Origin of the sequence: Saccharicrinis aurantiacus (assembly GCF_001660705.2) — a bacterium.
In the GTDB taxonomy this organism is placed as follows: domain Bacteria; phylum Bacteroidota; class Bacteroidia; order Bacteroidales; family Marinilabiliaceae; genus Saccharicrinis; species Saccharicrinis aurantiacus.
Map to the genome: position 1 here is coordinate 178,405 of NZ_LYBV02000034.1, position 16,447 is coordinate 194,851.

Here is a 16,447-nt window from a genome sequence, read left to right on the forward strand (position 1 = left end):
TTTTTTAACTTATATCCGGTATACGCAATTAAGCAAAAAGGTTGGTTAAAGTCATTTCATTTTTGACGAAGCGATCTTTTTTATACTTTAATTAGCTAATTGAAGAAGATATAATTAAAACGATATCAATAATAAATTAGCAAGCAATTCACTATTGATTAGATTTTTGTAATTTTGTGCCTCATGTCATCTTTAAAATTAACATAATGCCAATTCCATTATTTATATATAATACTTTAAGTAGATCAAAAGAAGAGTTTAAACCCCTAATAGACAATCATGTTGGACTATATGTTTGTGGTCCTACTGTTTATGGGGATCCACATCTAGGTCATTCAAGGCCTGCTATCACTTTTGATCTTCTAACTCGCTTTCTGAAACATCAAGATTATAAGGTTAGATATGTAAGAAACATTACGGATGTTGGCCACTTGGAAAGCGATGGAGACGAAGGTGAAGATAAAATTGCAAAAAAGGCACAACTCGAGCAGCTTGAACCTATGGAAGTTGTGCACTACTATACCGAGCGCTATCACGATTATATGCAGATGCTTAATGTGAATAGCCCAAGTATTGAGCCACGAGCCTCGGGCCATATTATCGAACAACAAGAGGTGATTAACTCTATTATTGAGAAAGGGTATGCCTACGAAAGCCAAGGTTCTGTTTACTTTGATGTTGAAAAGTATAACAATGATCATCCATATGGCATATTATCTGGCAGAAAACTTGAAGACCTTTTAAGTAATACACGTGATTTAGATGGGCAATCGGAAAAAAGATGTCCTGCTGATTTTGCTTTATGGAAGAAAGCAGCACCTGAACACATTATGCGTTGGCCATCTAAATGGAGTGATGGATTTCCAGGATGGCACCTAGAATGTTCTGCAATGAGTAAAAAATATTTAGGCGAACAGTTTGATATTCATGGCGGTGGAATGGATTTACTATTTCCGCATCACGAATGTGAGATTGCTCAAAGCACCATTGATAATGGTAAAGCTCCTGCGAATTACTGGATGCACAATAATATGATAACCATTGATGGACAAAAGATGGGTAAATCACTAGGTAATTTCATCACTCTTGAAGAATTATTTGCAGGTTCTCATCCTAAATTAGAGCAAGCATATAGTCCTATGACTATTCGTTTCTTTATTTTGCAGGCACATTATCGCAGTACACTTGATTTTAGTAATAGTGCACTTCAGGCATCAGAAAAAGGCTTAAAACGCCTAATGGAGGCTATCCAGAATATGGGTAATATTGAGGCTTCAGAAACATCTAATGTCAATATTGATGAGTTAAAGCAAAAATGTTTTACTGCTTTGGCTGATGATTTAAATAGCCCAATCGCAATATCTTACTTATTCGATACTGTTAAAGTTATTAATAACATACTAGCTGGCAATAACACCATTTCAAACGATGACCTTAGCGAGCTTAAGCTATTTATGAACACTGTTTGTTTTGACATTTTAGGCTTAGAAAACGAATTTGGAGGAAGTGAAAACTCAGGTGACTCTAAAATAGATGATGTAATGCAACTAATCATTAAATTACGTGCCGATGCAAAATCTAATAAAGATTGGGGTACCGCTGATAAAATACGTGATGAATTAGCAAACATTGGCATCAGTATTAAAGATGGAAAAGACGGAGCCGTTTGGGAAAATAATTAATAACCACAGCTTAATTTAATTAAAATTCACAATGAGGAATATTGCCTTTATTTTTATAGTGATTGTATCACTAGCTTGTGCTAACAATAGTACAAAAGCTAAAACATCGAGTTCAGCTAAAAAAAAGAACCTCACTAAAATTGATGTTCCTCATTTTAATGCTGATTCAGCCTTTTCATTTGTTCAAACTCAGGTAGATTTTGGTCCGCGAGTACCGAACACTGCAGAACATATTGCCTGTGCAAACTACTTATCTGAGAAGTTAACTTCCTTTGGTGCCGATGTGATTGTGCAAGAAGCTGAAGTTAGAGCTTTTGATAATACATTACTAAATGCGAAAAATATCATTGGCCAGTATAAACCCGAATTAAACAACCGGATTTTACTTTTTGCACATTGGGATACTCGTCCGTTCGCCGATCATGATGAAGACAAATCGAAACAGAAACAACCCATATTAGGAGCAAACGATGGGGCTAGCGGAGTAGGAGTATTATTAGAAATTGCTCGTAATCTTCAAAATAAAGATCTTCCAATTGGAATAGATATTATCTTCTTTGATGCCGAAGATTATGGAACTCCAGACTTTGAAGGAGCACAATACAAGGCTGACACCTGGTGTTTGGGCTCTCAATATTGGGGTAAAAATCCTCATAAAGAAAATTATTACGCACAATACGGAATATTACTCGATATGGTTGGTGCGCCAAATGCAACATTTAATCGCGAATTATATTCTTTACAATTTGCACCTCGTGTGGTTAAAAAAGTATGGAAAACAGCTGAGGCATTAGGCTATGGTAATTATTTTGTATATGAAAAGGGTGGAATGATTACCGACGATCATGTATATGTGAATAAGTATTTAAACATTCCTTGTATAGATATTATCCAACACGATCCTAGTACTGATAGTAACTTTGGAAGCTATTGGCATACACACGACGACACTATGGAAAATGTGGATAGAAATACCCTAAAAGCAGTAGGACAAACTGTACTAGAGGTAATATTTAACGAAAATTAATCAATAATGAGTGGCAAACTAGCTTCGTACCTTAATAAAGATTTAATTGAAGCAGGCTGTGATGAAGCTGGAAGAGGATGTTTAGCTGGCCCTGTTGTTGCGGCCGCTGTTATTTTACCTCCAAATTTTAATCATCCGCTATTAAACGACTCAAAAAAACTAAGCGAAAAACAGCGAAACATTTTACGTCCAATTATTGAAAAGGAAGCTATCGCTTGGGCTGTATCCTTTGTTGATAATAAAGAAGTAGATAAAATAAACGTATTAAACGCATCAATAACAGGAATGAAAAGAGCAGCTGATGAATTAGCTATAACGCCTGAACATTTACTAATTGATGGCAACCGATTTAAAGCACATAAAACAATCCCCCATACTTGCATTATAAAAGGCGATGGTAAATACAGGTCAATCGCAGCTGCTAGTATATTGGCAAAAACACATAGGGATGAATTAATGCAAAAATATGCTGATGAATATCCAAATTACGGGTGGTCAAAAAATAAAGGATATCCAACAAAAGAACACAAATTGGCATTAATAAAGTTCGGAGAAACTCCATTACACCGTAAAAGCTTTAAGCTTATTGATACACAACTTTCCCTACAATTATAGTTTTTACGTGCAACAAATTGGGTTATTATCATTGTTTTAGCTCAAAATTGTACTTTATTTTGCAATTCCCTTAAGTAAATAGAGGGTTCATAACAGAAAACATTAATATCCAATACAACATGCCTTGAGTGTGACTCGTTCAAGAGCATTATAAAACAAAGATGATGAGAAAAATTACAATGTTAATTGTCGCTGCTTTAATCGCCTTTTCAGGAAGCGTTAAAGCTGACGAGGGGATGTGGCTTCTTCCTTTAATTTCGAAGTTAAACGTCAACCAAATGAATGACATGGGTCTTAAGCTTTCTGCTGAAGATATTTATAGCATTAATAACTCAAGTTTAAAGGATGCCGTAGTTATTTTTGGAGGCGGATGTACAGGTGAGTTAATTTCAGATAAAGGATTAATTCTTACCAACCACCACTGTGGATATGGAAATATCCAGGCATTGAGTTCTGTAGATCACAATTACCTAAAAGATGGTTTTTGGGCAAAGTCATTAGAGGAAGAATTACCTTCTAAAGGCCTTGCTGTTACTTTCCTTAAATACATGAATGATGTTACCGAAAAAGTATTAGAAGGTACAACTGATGCTATGGAAGAAGGCGAGCGTAACAAAATAATTGCTGAGAATAAAAAGGCACTTATTGAAGAAGCTTCTAAAGATAATAAGTTAACTATTACAGTTCAAAGTTACCTCGAAGGGAACCAATACTTCATTATTGCCTACCAAAAATATACTGATGTTCGTTTTGTGGGAGCTCCTCCATCATCAATTGGTAAATTTGGTTTTGATACCGACAACTGGATGTGGCCTCGTCATACTGGTGACTTCAGTATGTTTAGAGTTTATGCTGATAAAGATGGGAACCCTGCAGAATACTCTGAAGATAATGTACCCTTAAAACCAGTACATCACCTACCTGTTTCGCTTAAAGGAGTTGAAATGGACGATTTTGCAATGACTATTGGATTCCCTGGAAGTACAAATCGTTATTTAACATCATGGGGAATTGAGGAAAGAATGAATATTGTGAATGATTCACGTATTATTCCTCGCGGTGCAAAACAAGAATTATGGCACGAAGCCATGATGGCCGACGAAAAAACAAACATTCAATATGCCTCAAAATATAGCCGAAGTACAAACTATTGGAAAAACTCCATAGGTATGAACCGTGGCTTAAAAAAGCTTAAGGTAATTGATAGCAAAAGAGAAATTGAAGCCGAATTTGCTGCATGGATAAACGAATCTGACGAAAGAAAAGAACTTTACGGATCTGTTTTAAGTGAACTTGAAAACGCTTATTCGAAAAGAGCAACTAATCTTAAGGCTCAATATTATATGATTGAGTGTATGTTTAGAGGTACTGAGATAATTAGCTTAGGTACAAAAACATCGCGCTTAGCAGATGCATTAGAAGAAGGTAACGAAGAAAAAGTTTCTGAAATTACCAATAGCATTAAAGCAAGCTTAGAAGCTTTTTACAAAGATTACAATGTTAATCTAGATCAAAAGGTGTTTGCAACAATGTTAAAGCTTTATCATGATTATATTGATGCACAGTTTTACCCTTCGTTTTACAACGATGTAGTTGCTAAGAAATACAAAAACGACTTTACAGCTTATGCCAACGTTGTATTTAAAAAATCTGTTTTCACATCTCAGGAGAAATTTGAAACCTTTTTGGCAAAACCTTCTTTAAAAGTTCTTCAGAAAGATCCTGTTTACATTGCTGCAGTTTCTGCAATCGAGAAATATAAAGAAATTCAAGGAGGACTAACACAATATAACGAGGTTGAGGATAGAAATAATCGTCTTTTCCTTAAGGGACTAATGGCAATGAATCCTGATAAAGTTTATTATTCTGATGCTAATTTTACAATGCGTTTAAGCTACGGTAAAGTTGGAAATTACGAACCAAAAGATGCCGTTATTTATAAGCACTTTACTACACTTGAGGGTGTAATGGAAAAAGAGCAGCCAGGAAACTATGAGTTTGAAGTACCTGCAAAATTAAAAGAATTATACGAAACAAAAGATTATGGTCAGTATGCTGATAAGGATGGTTCTTTACATGTTTGCTTTACTACAAATAATGACATTACTGGAGGTAACTCTGGAAGTCCGGTTATAAATGCAAACGGTGAGTTATTCGGTTTAGCATTTGATGGTAACTGGGAAGCTATGAGTGGGGACATCGCATTTGAAACAGAATTACAGAAATGTATAAACGTTGATATCCGTTACGTATTATTTGTAATTGATAAATACGCTGGTGCAACCAACTTAATTGAAGAGATGACACTTGTTAAGTAATCTAATTATATAAGATTTCATCACAAGGCTGTCTCCTCAGAGACAGCCTTTTTTTGTGCTCAATATCCAACTAAAATCATATTTCTATTTAGTGATTCATTGTACTTAATTACTACTTTTGCAAACAACTTAAATCATAAAACAATGCAAATTAACTTTTTACAAATCGTTTCGGCCTTTATCGTACTTTTTGCAGTTATTGATATTTTAGGCTCTATTCCTTTAATTCTAGACCTAAAGAAAAAAGGCAATAAAATTAATGCCAGAGAAGCAGCTATTTATTCATATGTCATTCTTGTAGTTTTCTTCTTTGTAGGAGAACCCTTACTAGGATTGTTTGGTGTAGACATCTCTTCTTTTGCTATTGCTGGTTCATTTGTATTGTTAGTAATGGCTTTTGAAATGATATTTGGCATCCATATTTTCAAACACGATTCTCCGAGTGGTGCAAGTATTGTTCCTATTGCCTTTCCCTTAGTTGCAGGCGCAGGCTCATTTACGACAATATTATCTTTAAGATCTGAGTTTGATACAATTAACATATTAATAGCTTTAACTCTAAATATAATTGTGGTGTATTTAGTTTTAAGATCAACAGGGAAGGTTGAAAAGCTAATTGGTGAAGGGGGCGTTTATGTACTTCAAAAGTTCTTTGGAATTATTTTACTCGCTATGGCTATCCGACTTTTCTTAACTAACTTTGCCAATCTAATCACTCAGTTTTTACCTGCGCTTAAAGGTTAATTAATGGCTAAAAAGAATAAGTATTACGTTGTATGGAATGGTGATTCACCTGGCATTTATACTAGTTGGGACGAATGTCAGGTAAATATTAAAGGGGTAAGTAATGTTCGCTATAAAGGTTTTCCAACATTAAGTGAAGCAGAATATGCTTTTAACGATGATCCTGAGAAATATTGGGGTAAAAAATCTAAGTCAGAAAGCGTTTCATTTTTAGCCGACTCTTTTAATGATGATATTATTGCAAACAGCATTTCTGTTGATGCAGCATGTAGTGGAAACCCTGGTGTAATGGAGTATCAGGGTGTCTATACAGCTTCAGGAACTCAAATATTTATCAAAAAATTTCCTTTAGGAACAAATAATATTGGTGAATTTTTAGCAATAGTACATGGCTTAGCCTACCAAAAGCAGCAAAAGATGAATCTTCCCATTTATACCGATTCTAAAATTGCTATGGGATGGGTAAAAGCAAAAAAATGTAGATCGAAGTTACCGCTTGATGCTAAAACAAAAGACCTGTTTGAAGTAATTAAACGTGCTGAAGAATGGCTCAAGAAAAACACCTACAAACAGGATATTTTAAAGTGGGATACTAAGAATTGGGGCGAAATTCCTGCCGACTTTGGCAGAAAATAAATAGAATTAGCATTTAGTTTGAACTAAATGCTGGAATCGTAAACTCAACCTTTGTTCCCTGTTTGCCACTTACAGAACGGTCTTCAACCTTCAAATGTAATTTTGTTAACAGATTGGTTTTATTTATAATTTTCAATCGTTCTTTAGTTATTGATGTGGCTAATGATTTATGCCCTTTATCTGTTCCCTTACTTGAGTTGACTCCTACACCATTATCTTCAACAACTAACTTAATTTGTCCGTGACTATACTTTCTAAAACTAACTTCAATTAAACCATTTTCCATTTTATTAAGCTCTCCATGTTCGAAAGAATTCTCTATAAATGGCTGCGCCAACATTGGTGGTATTTTATAGTTTGAATTTTTTAGTTCCTCTTCAATTTCAATTGTATAATTAATCCGTTCTCCAAAACGCTTATTCTGCAATGATAAATAGTATTGCAACAAATCATACTCTTGTTTTAAGGTTATATATTCTTCCCGCGAGTACTCCAGAACCATACGCATCAAACCCGCAAAATCAGCAAGAAAATCAACGGCATCAATTGCTTTATTATCCAATATATAACATTGTATAGCCGACAGTGAGTTAAATATGAAATGTGGATTCATTTGGGTGCGTAACACTTTCTGTTCCAACTGCAGCAACCTCTCTTTATTGCGCAACCTCCTATATCTAAATCTAAAATAAACCAATATAATTCCTAGTGTTAATATTGATATTACAGCTATGAGAATTATATAATAGAATCGGTTCTTAGATTTTAGAACCTCAATTTCATTACGATTTTTATCTCTTTCATATTTTTTATCCAACTCTAAAAACTTATCTCTACTTTCTTTACTAAAAATACTATCATTTATAATGTGGTATTTTTCAGAAACACGTAAAGCATTCTCAAAATCATTCATACTTTTATATGTATCTGATAGAGCTTTAAGATTCAGAACCTGAACATGCAATAAACCAATGCCATCATTAACTTCTTCACATTTTAAATAAGTTTCAATGGCTTTCGCCTTATCACCTTCAATCACATACAAATCGCCCCTACCTTGTAAAGCATGGATTAAACCAAACTTTTCGTTGATATCTTTAAAAATAGATATCGCATCATCAAAATATACCCTACTCTTATTATACTCTTTTGTACTAATGTGCAGATATCCCAAATTTGTATAAATAGTGGCAATTCTACTTCGATTGTTTAGATTTTTGTATAAGTCAAGAGCAAATAAGTTTGAAGCTTTAGCTTCGTCATATTTCTTAAGCTCTACCTGAGTAAGTGCTAAATTAATTGAAATATCTGCCGCTCTCGTACTATCATTTAGTTCGTTAAATATAGCTAAAGCTTTATTGTAACATTCAGCTTCCATTTCTAATTTGCTATTGCAATTGAATATAACCCCCATGTTTAGGTAATCTTTTCCTTGTGATAAGGTATCACACAACTCAACATGCATTTGCAGCGCCTTTTCTGTATATTCATAAGCATCACCATATACTCCTAACCTTAACTTTATAGTACCAACATCATTATAACATTTGGCAATCATCTTCTTATTAGAAGCTTGCTCAAAATACTCCAATGCAATTAAAAAGTTTTCTTGTGAATCATGGTATCTTTCTTGATAGAATAAGGCTTCTCCTAAATCGTGATAACCCAAGCCTTTATATTTTATTGACTCTCCTGCATTCGCAATGAGCTTTTTGGATAAATCCTCTGCCAACTCAGACTGCTTAGATCTCAAACTAAATGCTAACTCATGCAGTTCTTCAAGATTTTCAGAATCAATAAGTTCTTCTGCAATTTGATAAATACTATCTGTAGTATTAATTGAATAAAGACTATTTGAAATTAAGAAAATAGCCATTGCAATAAGTAGTCTCATAAATTAGCGATTATTTAGGAGCAAAAATAACCTTTTAAACATAAAAAAGCCATCTTTATAAATAAAGATGGCTTTATAACTCACTTTAAACAAGTGATTACTTTTTCTTACAACACTCTTTTTTCTCTTTAGTGCATTCTTTTTTGCAACAATCCTTTTTACATTCTTTGTCGCACTTCTTCTCTTCTTTTTTCTCAGTCTTTACAGGCTCTTGAATCATTTCTGTAGCCATTACAGGTGCGGCTAAAGCAACCATAAACATAAATAAAAACGATACTGCTAATTTCTTTTTCATAATAAAATATTAATTGAGTGATTAAATTATTTCTTTTCTACTGACTGCAATTTATGACAATAATATTCCAACGGCTGTTAACAACTTGTTAAATGTATAAAAAAGAACCTTTAATTCTTTATTTTTGTCTCAAATAAAACATTATACAATTGAGCAATAAACAACTAAATAAACATCTGGTGTTGGGTATTTCTACCTTTATAATACTATTAACACTAATAGTTATTCAAGTACTCTTTATGGTAAAGGCGAGTAAAATTGAGGCTCGAAACTTTAACCACAGAGTAGTAATGGCACTTAAAGAATCGAGAGATGAGATAGCTCGGGCAGCAAAAACTTGCAGCAACATGAACAAATATGTTTGTGGCCATAAATGCTCATCAGAGGTACGTTCGGTTAACTTTCAAAAAGTTGATAGCATAATCAGTTCTAATTTATCACTTCATAAAATTAACTTAGACTATACTTTTGAGCTAAACAACGAAGATAACAAAGAGCGTAACTTAAACATGACCTGCTATGAGCAATCATTAAATGGATTATTAGAACAAAATGGTATTAAGCTATTAATACAATTTCCTGATTCAAGTAAGTTTGTTTATGCGCAAATGGGAACCTTGTTTTATATATCCATTGCAAGTATCATTTTATTAATGATTTCCTTTTATGTTTCATATAGGATGTACTCGAAAGAGAAATCAATGTTAGAAAGCACCTCATTTTTTATTGATAATATGATTCATGAGTTCCACACTCCCATAGCCAATATAAAATTTGCATCAAACCTAGTAAAAAAGAAAACTGAAGATGCTAAACTAAATAAATACGTTGATCTCATTAAAAATGAGGCTGAAAGAATGGAGTGTCACATTGTTGATATACAAGGCATAACTAATATTGATCCTAAAAACTCCCAGAACTTTTCTTTTAATAATGTATTATTAGATTGCACTGAAGGATTTAAGATTCCTATAAAGAATAAGGATGGAGAATTAATACTAAAGTTAACTGACAAAGCCGATACAATTATTGGTGATGTTAAACTGATTAAGTTAGTAATCTCTAACCTTATGGATAACGCATTAAAGTATAACAACAATAAGCCTAAAATCGAACTATCAACAATCTCAAACCATAGCGAGTTAACATTTTACATTAGAGACAATGGTATTGGTATACCCAACAAGGAACTAAATTCAATATTTGAAAAATACTATAGAGTCCCCACAGGCAACATTCATGATATAAAAGGATTCGGAATCGGGTTAGCTTTTGTAAAGGAAGTAGTTGAAAAACATAACGGAAGTATATCTGTTACTAATAATAATTGCGAAGGAGTTACTTTTAAACTTACATTTAAACTAGCAAACATCACAAATGAGAACTAACATCCTATTAGTTGAAGATGACGAAAGCATGGGTTTTTTGCTGGTCGATTTTTTACAATCAAATAACTTTAAAGTTGACCTATACAAAACCGGTAAAAAGGGTCTTGATGCATTTTATAAATCTGAATATGATTTTTGTTTATTAGATGTAATGCTACCAGAAATGGATGGATTTACCTTAGCTGAGAACATTCGTAAGACTAATGACTCAATTCCAATTGTATTTCTAACTGCCAAAGTACTAAAGCAAGATAAACTTAAAGGTTTCGATATCGGTATTGATGATTATATTATCAAACCATTTGATGAGGATGAATTACTCTGTCGAATTCAATCGATTTTAAAAAGATGTACTCAGAATATAGAGGAACAAACTAATGATCCGATAGAAATAGGAAGCTACACATTCGACGTAAAAAACTTACATTTACACCATGAGGAAGACCAAAAACGGTTAACTCAAAAAGAAAGTGATGTACTTTATCAGTTAGCTAAAAACATAAATAACGTTGTTAAGCGCGATAACATCCTGATAGATATTTGGGGTGATAACGATTATTTTAATGGCAGAAGTTTAGATGTTTTTATAGCTAAACTCCGAAAGTACCTAAAGAAAGACAGCAATGTTAGTATTGATAATATACCCAAAGTTGGTTTTATTTTAAATGCTCCTCAAAACAATTAATCATAAATATCATATCATTAATCTAATCTTTTTAACTCTTCATTATCTTTTGCAATAAAAGATGCTGTTAATCACAACTTTATATTAACTTAGTTCGTAAACCTCTAATATTAGGCATTTAATTACCTAATACCTTTCCCAAAAGTGAACTCATATGAAATAGAATGAATAAGTTTTTCAATAAAAATATTGTATGCTTTTTTCTTTTGCTCATAAGCACAATTACTTTTGCACAAAAGATAAAGAAGTCAACAAATAAGTTATTTGAGGAGGCCATGGAATTTGCTGAATATGCAAATTATAATGAAGCCATATACAATTTCAAACAAATACTTAGCATAGATTCAATGCACATAGATGCCCTGTACAATATGGGCTTGTGCTACCTTAACACCTCGAATGGAGCAGACACTGCAGTTATTTGTTTTAAAGATGGCCTTAGCAAATTAACCGAAAGTGAAAACAGAGGTTATGTTGGTAACGAGCTCCGTTTATCGCTAGCTGAAGCCCACCAAGTAATGCTTGAACCCAACAAGGCAATTTCTCTTTATAACGAAATTATCAACTCAAGCAGTGAGTTAGATTCGCTAACTAGATTATACATCTCAAAAGAAATTAGTGTTTGTAATAACGCCTCCTTTTTTATTCAAAATCCAATTGAGATTGAGATAATTAACCTTGGCAGTAATATTAATTCTATTTACGACGATCATAGCCCGTTAGTAGCTGTTGATGAAAAAGAACTAATATTCACCTCCCGTAGGAAATGGATTAAACTTCCGTTACTTGAAGATGGCCAGTTTGCAGAAAAAATTTATTCTGTTTCATTGGACAAGAATAATTGGGAATCGGCTAAACTATTATCCATGTTTTTTAAGCACTACGAACATGAATCCGCCGCTTCAATCTCTCCTGATGGCAGAAAGATTGTACTATTTAGAAATGATGAACATGGTAAAAGCCTATATTGGTCAAAGTACGATGGAACAGAATGGACACATCCTGAGAAGTTCCCAGAACCAATAAATAGTCACTACGAAGAAACGCATGGTTCTTTGTCTTCCGACATGAATTCATTTTATTTCACAAGCGACAGGCCAAATGGTTATGGAGGCTTAGATATATATGTTTGTAACAGACTAGAAAGTGGTGGTTGGAGCGAACCTAGAAATTTAGGACCTCAGATAAACTCGGAATATGATGAAGAAACACCGCAAATTCATTATGATGGCAAAACCTTATACTTTTCATCAGAGGGACATAATTCAATGGGTAAGTTAGATGTTTTTTATAGTGAAAAGCAAGATGATGAAGAGTGGAGCATCCCAGTTAATATGGGTTACCCTATTAATACACCAGACGATGATTTCTTTTTTACTCCAACTATAAATAAAAGCAGAGCATATTATGCATCATCACGCTTTAGCGATAATTATGGTGGCTCTGATATATATGTTGTTAAGTTTAAACACAATTCAAACACTGAATTAGCAGTTGTTGAGGGTGTTATTGATTCTAGTTTAGGAGAGGACTATAGCAAGACGCGTGTTTTAGTAACAAGAACTGAAGACAATAAACTAATTGGAGAATACCGCCCAGATGAAGAGGATGGCAAATATATGCTATTTCTAGAAGTTGGTGATCAATATTCAATTACTGAAGAGAATAATTCTGAGGAGATTACAAAATATATAAATGCCACCGAAGAATTAAGCTATATGAAAACAAAACATTCGGTTCCGTTTGTAGACATAGCAATGGCAGCTCCACTGAAAAGAGAATTAGAGCCAATGATAATCCCAACTCCTATTATAGATGAATTAGAGATTATTGATCACAAGACACTTCCACTAGCAGAATCATACTCTAAACAGCAAAACAAACCGATTATTGTAGATAACTCTAATGTATCAGAAACTGAAAAGATAAAGAGCTCAGAAGAAGTTAATGGGTATACAATACAAGTATATGCACTGAAACTTAAACGTATCAAAGACTTTAGCTTATTTGCAAGCAAAGGAATTAAAAATGTAAAAGAACACAATTGTAATGATGGATATACCCGATATACAATAGGCCACTTTACAACACTATCCGAAACAAAGGCTATGAAAAACAAGCTCCTTAAAAGTGGATATTTTACAGATTTATGGGTACGCCCAAATAAAGATGTATACTCATTAAGAGTAACAAAATAGTCTTACAAAAAACGCTTAACATATATGTACGTTAAGCGTTTTTGATAAATGTTATATAAGATATTACTTATCCATATGCACTTCCTTTGATTTACCAGGTAGTATTAAATTAAGAATAACACCCACTACAGATGCTAAACCAATACCTGCCAATGAAAAGGAACCAAAATTGATAGAAGCTCCACCAATACCTATAGTTAATATTACTGATACAATAACCATATTACGCGTTTTATGGAAATCAGCCTTTGACTCTGTTAAGGTTTTTATACCCACACTTGCGATCATCCCAAAAAGCAATAACATAATACCACCTAAAACGGCTGTTGGTATTGATTTTAAGAAACCACTAATTTTTCCTACAACTGAAAATACAATAGCAGCTATAGCAGTAATTCTAAGTACACGCGGGTTAGTAACCTTGGTTAATTCTATTGCACCTGTAACCTCAGAATAAGTAGTATTTGGCACACTACCTAAAAGTCCGGCTAAACTAGTGGCAACACCATCTCCAAGCATTGTTCTGTCTAAACCAGGGTCCTTAATAAAATCCTTTTCGGCAACTGCTCCAATTGCATAGATATCTCCAACATGCTCAATTAACGGAGCTATTGCAACAGGTATCATATAAATAATTGCTTCGATATTGAAAGTTGGCATTTGAAATGCAGGCAACTCAAACCACTGAGCATTGGTAATTGTACTAAAATCAACCGCACCCAAAGCAATTGATGTGAGATAACCAATAACTATACCTATAAAAACAGGTATTAATCGTAGTATTCCTTTAAAATAAACAACTGCAATTATTGCTGAAAGCAAAGAGATGCTCGCTATAATCCAATTACTTGAAGCCATATCAACTCCAACCGAAGCCAACGACAAACCTATAGCCATAATTACAGGACCTACAACAACTGATGGGAATATTCTTTTTATAAAGTTAACACCCCTCCACTTTATAACAAAAGACATTATTGAATAAACAACTCCAACAGCAACAATACCACCTAAGGTTCCAGTCCAGCCAAACTCTGCTGTAGCTGCAGTTATTGGGGCAATAAATGCAAAACTACTACCTAAAAATACAGGTACTTTTCCTTTAGTTATAAAATGAAAAATAAGTGTACCAACACCCGCTGAGAATAAGGCTATTGATGGATCGATTCCTACTAATAGTGGCACTAATACTGTGGCACCAAAAGCCACAAAGAGAAACTGAACACCAATAATAATTTGACGTCCGTTTGATAAATCTGTTTGTTGATTCATGTTATTTGTTTTTTTTCTGATTGAATGGCGCAAATATACACATTTTACCAGTAAGCCAACACCTGATACTTTAACACAAACACTACTAACTCTTTACATCCACAATCTTACTGAAACAAATTGATCAATCTATATTAAGATAAACATAAAACAAGAAAAGGTGAATTTCCCATTGGAAATCCACCTTTCTAACTTTATTTCAATTTTAACTTATTCTTTTTCCATAAGGAAATTATCCACGTTTATCGCAGCTTCCTTCCCTTTTTGGATGGCTGTTACAACCAAACTCGCTCCATTATGTGAGTCACCTGCAGCAAACACCTTATCAACCGAAGTTTGATAATTACCATCAATTTTAAGGTTTCCTCTTTGATCAGTATCTACACCAATTTCTTTTACTAAACCTTCATGAATTGCATGAACAAATCCCATTGAAAGAAAAACGTGGTCCACATCAACAATTTTCTCAGAACCTGCTTTTTCATTCATCTTCCATCCACCGTTTTCATCTTTTGACCACTCTACTTCAACAAGTTCTACTTGCTTAAGAGCACCACCTTGACCAATAAAACGCTTAGTACTTAAGCTCCATTGGCGATCACAACCTTCGCTGTGAGAAGATGAAGTTTTAAGCGTTGTTGGCCAATAAGGCCATGGATTTTCATCGGCACGCTTAACTGGAGGTTTTGGAAGAATCTCAATTTGAGTAACACTCTTCGCCTTCTGACGGTTTGATGTACCAACACAATCAGAACCAGTATCACCACCACCAATAACTAAGACGTTTTTACCTTTTACGTCAATTCTATCTTTTGCAGCAAACTTTTGACCACGGTTTACTCTATTTTGTTGAGTTAAGAACTCCATCGCAAAGTGAACTCCTTTTAACTCTCTTCCTTCAACCGGTAGGTCTCTTGGTTGCATTGCTCCAATTGCTAAAACAACTGCATCAAAATCCTTTAAAAGTTGTGCGCCTTTAACATCAAAACCAACATATTGGTTAGTTTTAATGATAATACCTTCCTTTTCAAAGATGTCGATTCTACGATCAATTACCTTCTTGTTAAGTTTAAAATCTGGAATACCAAATCTTAATAATCCTCCTACCGCTTCATCTTTTTCAAAAACCGTAACTGTATGCCCCATTTGATTTAAGCGATCAGCTGCTGATAAACCAGCAGGTCCACCTCCGATTATTGCAACTTTTTTTCCAGTTCTTTTTACCGGAATTCTTGGTTGTATATAACCCTCAGCAAATGCCTTCTCTACTACAGAAGCTTCGTTTTCTCTAATAGTAACTGCCTCATCATGAATTGCTAAAACACATGATTTCTCACATGGATTAGGACAGATACGTCCTGTAAATTCTGGGAAGCTATTTGTTGAATGAAGAATATCGCTGGCAAGTTTCCACTCACCTTTATATATCGCATCTTGCCACTCTGGAATTTTACTTCCTACCGGACAAGCCCAGTGACAAAAAGGAATACCACAATCCATACATCTTGATGCTTGTAATACTCTATCACCTTCGTTCAATGTTTGTTCTACCTCACCGTAATCATCTACTCGCTCACTAATTGGACGGTAGCCACTCTCTTTGCGACCAACTTCCATGAAACCTTTAGGATTACCCATAACTTTATATTTTTTGTTAAGAATGTCTAAGGGTTGGTACCTTACAGTACCAACT

Annotated in this window: 13 protein-coding genes; 9 read left to right on the forward strand and 4 right to left on the reverse strand. The window is 34.0% G+C overall.

Features of this window, described 5'->3' with window-relative positions; translation table 11 throughout:
* The first annotated feature begins 206 nt into the window (after positions 1–206).
* From cysS to A8B35_RS17450, 6 genes are all read left to right on the forward strand, one after another.
* Entirely contained in the window at positions 207–1,682 is a 1,476-nt protein-coding gene (cysS, locus tag A8B35_RS17425) for a cysteine--tRNA ligase (protein ID WP_068474618.1), read from the forward strand.
* A 31-nt stretch (positions 1,683–1,713) separates the two neighbouring features.
* The gene (locus A8B35_RS17430) at positions 1,714–2,709 is read left to right on the forward strand and encodes a M28 family peptidase (RefSeq protein WP_068474620.1); all 996 of its coding nucleotides are present in this window, start codon (positions 1,714–1,716) and stop codon (positions 2,707–2,709) included.
* 6 nt (positions 2,710–2,715) lie between these two features.
* Complete coding sequence (locus A8B35_RS17435; protein WP_068474623.1) at positions 2,716–3,324, forward strand: ribonuclease HII; 609 nt, start codon at positions 2,716–2,718, stop codon at positions 3,322–3,324.
* Between the two features lie 164 nt (positions 3,325–3,488).
* On the forward strand, positions 3,489–5,642 hold the full coding sequence (locus tag A8B35_RS17440) for a S46 family peptidase (RefSeq protein WP_068474889.1): 2,154 nt from the start codon (positions 3,489–3,491) through the stop codon (positions 5,640–5,642).
* A gap of 144 nt (positions 5,643–5,786) precedes the next feature.
* A complete protein-coding gene (locus A8B35_RS17445; RefSeq protein WP_068474626.1) occupies positions 5,787–6,386 on the forward strand; it encodes a MarC family protein in 600 nt (199 codons plus the stop codon).
* A gap of 3 nt (positions 6,387–6,389) precedes the next feature.
* Positions 6,390–7,022, forward strand: coding sequence for a ribonuclease H1 domain-containing protein (locus A8B35_RS17450; RefSeq protein WP_068474629.1), 633 nt, complete (start codon positions 6,390–6,392; stop codon positions 7,020–7,022).
* Between the two features lie 13 nt (positions 7,023–7,035).
* Here A8B35_RS17450 and A8B35_RS17455 read toward each other — a convergent pair whose 3' ends face one another.
* Positions 7,036–8,916, reverse strand: a complete 1,881-nt coding sequence (locus A8B35_RS17455; RefSeq protein ID WP_068474632.1) for a histidine kinase — start codon at positions 8,914–8,916, stop codon at positions 7,036–7,038.
* 97 nt (positions 8,917–9,013) lie between these two features.
* Positions 9,014–9,211, reverse strand: coding sequence for a hypothetical protein (locus A8B35_RS17460; RefSeq protein ID WP_068474635.1), 198 nt, complete (start codon positions 9,209–9,211; stop codon positions 9,014–9,016).
* Between the two features lie 149 nt (positions 9,212–9,360).
* On the opposite strand from A8B35_RS17460, the gene A8B35_RS17465 reads away from it, so the two are divergent.
* The 3 genes from A8B35_RS17465 to A8B35_RS17475 all read left to right on the forward strand — a co-directional run bounded on the left by A8B35_RS17465 (position 9,361) and on the right by A8B35_RS17475 (position 13,482).
* Positions 9,361–10,599, forward strand: coding sequence for a sensor histidine kinase (locus A8B35_RS17465; protein WP_139314928.1), 1,239 nt, complete (start codon positions 9,361–9,363; stop codon positions 10,597–10,599).
* A complete protein-coding gene (locus A8B35_RS17470) occupies positions 10,589–11,284 on the forward strand; it encodes a response regulator transcription factor (RefSeq protein ID WP_068474641.1) in 696 nt (231 codons plus the stop codon). The genes A8B35_RS17465 and A8B35_RS17470 overlap by 11 nt, the downstream gene beginning before the upstream one ends.
* Before the next feature lie 164 nt (positions 11,285–11,448).
* On the forward strand, positions 11,449–13,482 hold the full coding sequence (locus A8B35_RS17475) for a TolB family protein (protein ID WP_068474644.1): 2,034 nt from the start codon (positions 11,449–11,451) through the stop codon (positions 13,480–13,482).
* A 63-nt stretch (positions 13,483–13,545) separates the two neighbouring features.
* Here the strand turns inward: A8B35_RS17475 and A8B35_RS17480 are convergent, their stop codons facing one another.
* On the reverse strand, positions 13,546–14,754 hold the full coding sequence (locus tag A8B35_RS17480) for a uracil-xanthine permease family protein (RefSeq protein WP_068474647.1): 1,209 nt from the start codon (positions 14,752–14,754) through the stop codon (positions 13,546–13,548).
* Between the two features lie 210 nt (positions 14,755–14,964).
* Complete coding sequence (locus A8B35_RS17485; protein WP_068474650.1) at positions 14,965–16,392, reverse strand: glutamate synthase subunit beta; 1,428 nt, start codon at positions 16,390–16,392, stop codon at positions 14,965–14,967.
* Positions 16,393–16,447 lie beyond the last annotated feature (55 nt).

Coding starts and splice junctions, on each gene's coding strand:
- cysS (WP_068474618.1), top strand. CDS start 207: ATGCCAATTCCATTATTTATATATAATACTTTAAGTAGATCAAAAGAA.
- A8B35_RS17430 (WP_068474620.1), top strand. CDS start 1,714: ATGAGGAATATTGCCTTTATTTTTATAGTGATTGTATCACTAGCTTGT.
- A8B35_RS17435 (WP_068474623.1), top strand. CDS start 2,716: ATGAGTGGCAAACTAGCTTCGTACCTTAATAAAGATTTAATTGAAGCA.
- A8B35_RS17440 (WP_068474889.1), top strand. CDS start 3,489: ATGAGAAAAATTACAATGTTAATTGTCGCTGCTTTAATCGCCTTTTCA.
- A8B35_RS17445 (WP_068474626.1), top strand. CDS start 5,787: ATGCAAATTAACTTTTTACAAATCGTTTCGGCCTTTATCGTACTTTTT.
- A8B35_RS17450 (WP_068474629.1), top strand. CDS start 6,390: ATGGCTAAAAAGAATAAGTATTACGTTGTATGGAATGGTGATTCACCT.
- A8B35_RS17455 (WP_068474632.1), bottom strand. CDS start 8,916: ATGAGACTACTTATTGCAATGGCTATTTTCTTAATTTCAAATAGTCTT.
- A8B35_RS17460 (WP_068474635.1), bottom strand. CDS start 9,211: ATGAAAAAGAAATTAGCAGTATCGTTTTTATTTATGTTTATGGTTGCT.
- A8B35_RS17470 (WP_068474641.1), top strand. CDS start 10,589: ATGAGAACTAACATCCTATTAGTTGAAGATGACGAAAGCATGGGTTTT.
- A8B35_RS17475 (WP_068474644.1), top strand. CDS start 11,449: ATGAATAAGTTTTTCAATAAAAATATTGTATGCTTTTTTCTTTTGCTC.
- A8B35_RS17480 (WP_068474647.1), bottom strand. CDS start 14,754: ATGAATCAACAAACAGATTTATCAAACGGACGTCAAATTATTATTGGT.
- A8B35_RS17485 (WP_068474650.1), bottom strand. CDS start 16,392: ATGGGTAATCCTAAAGGTTTCATGGAAGTTGGTCGCAAAGAGAGTGGC.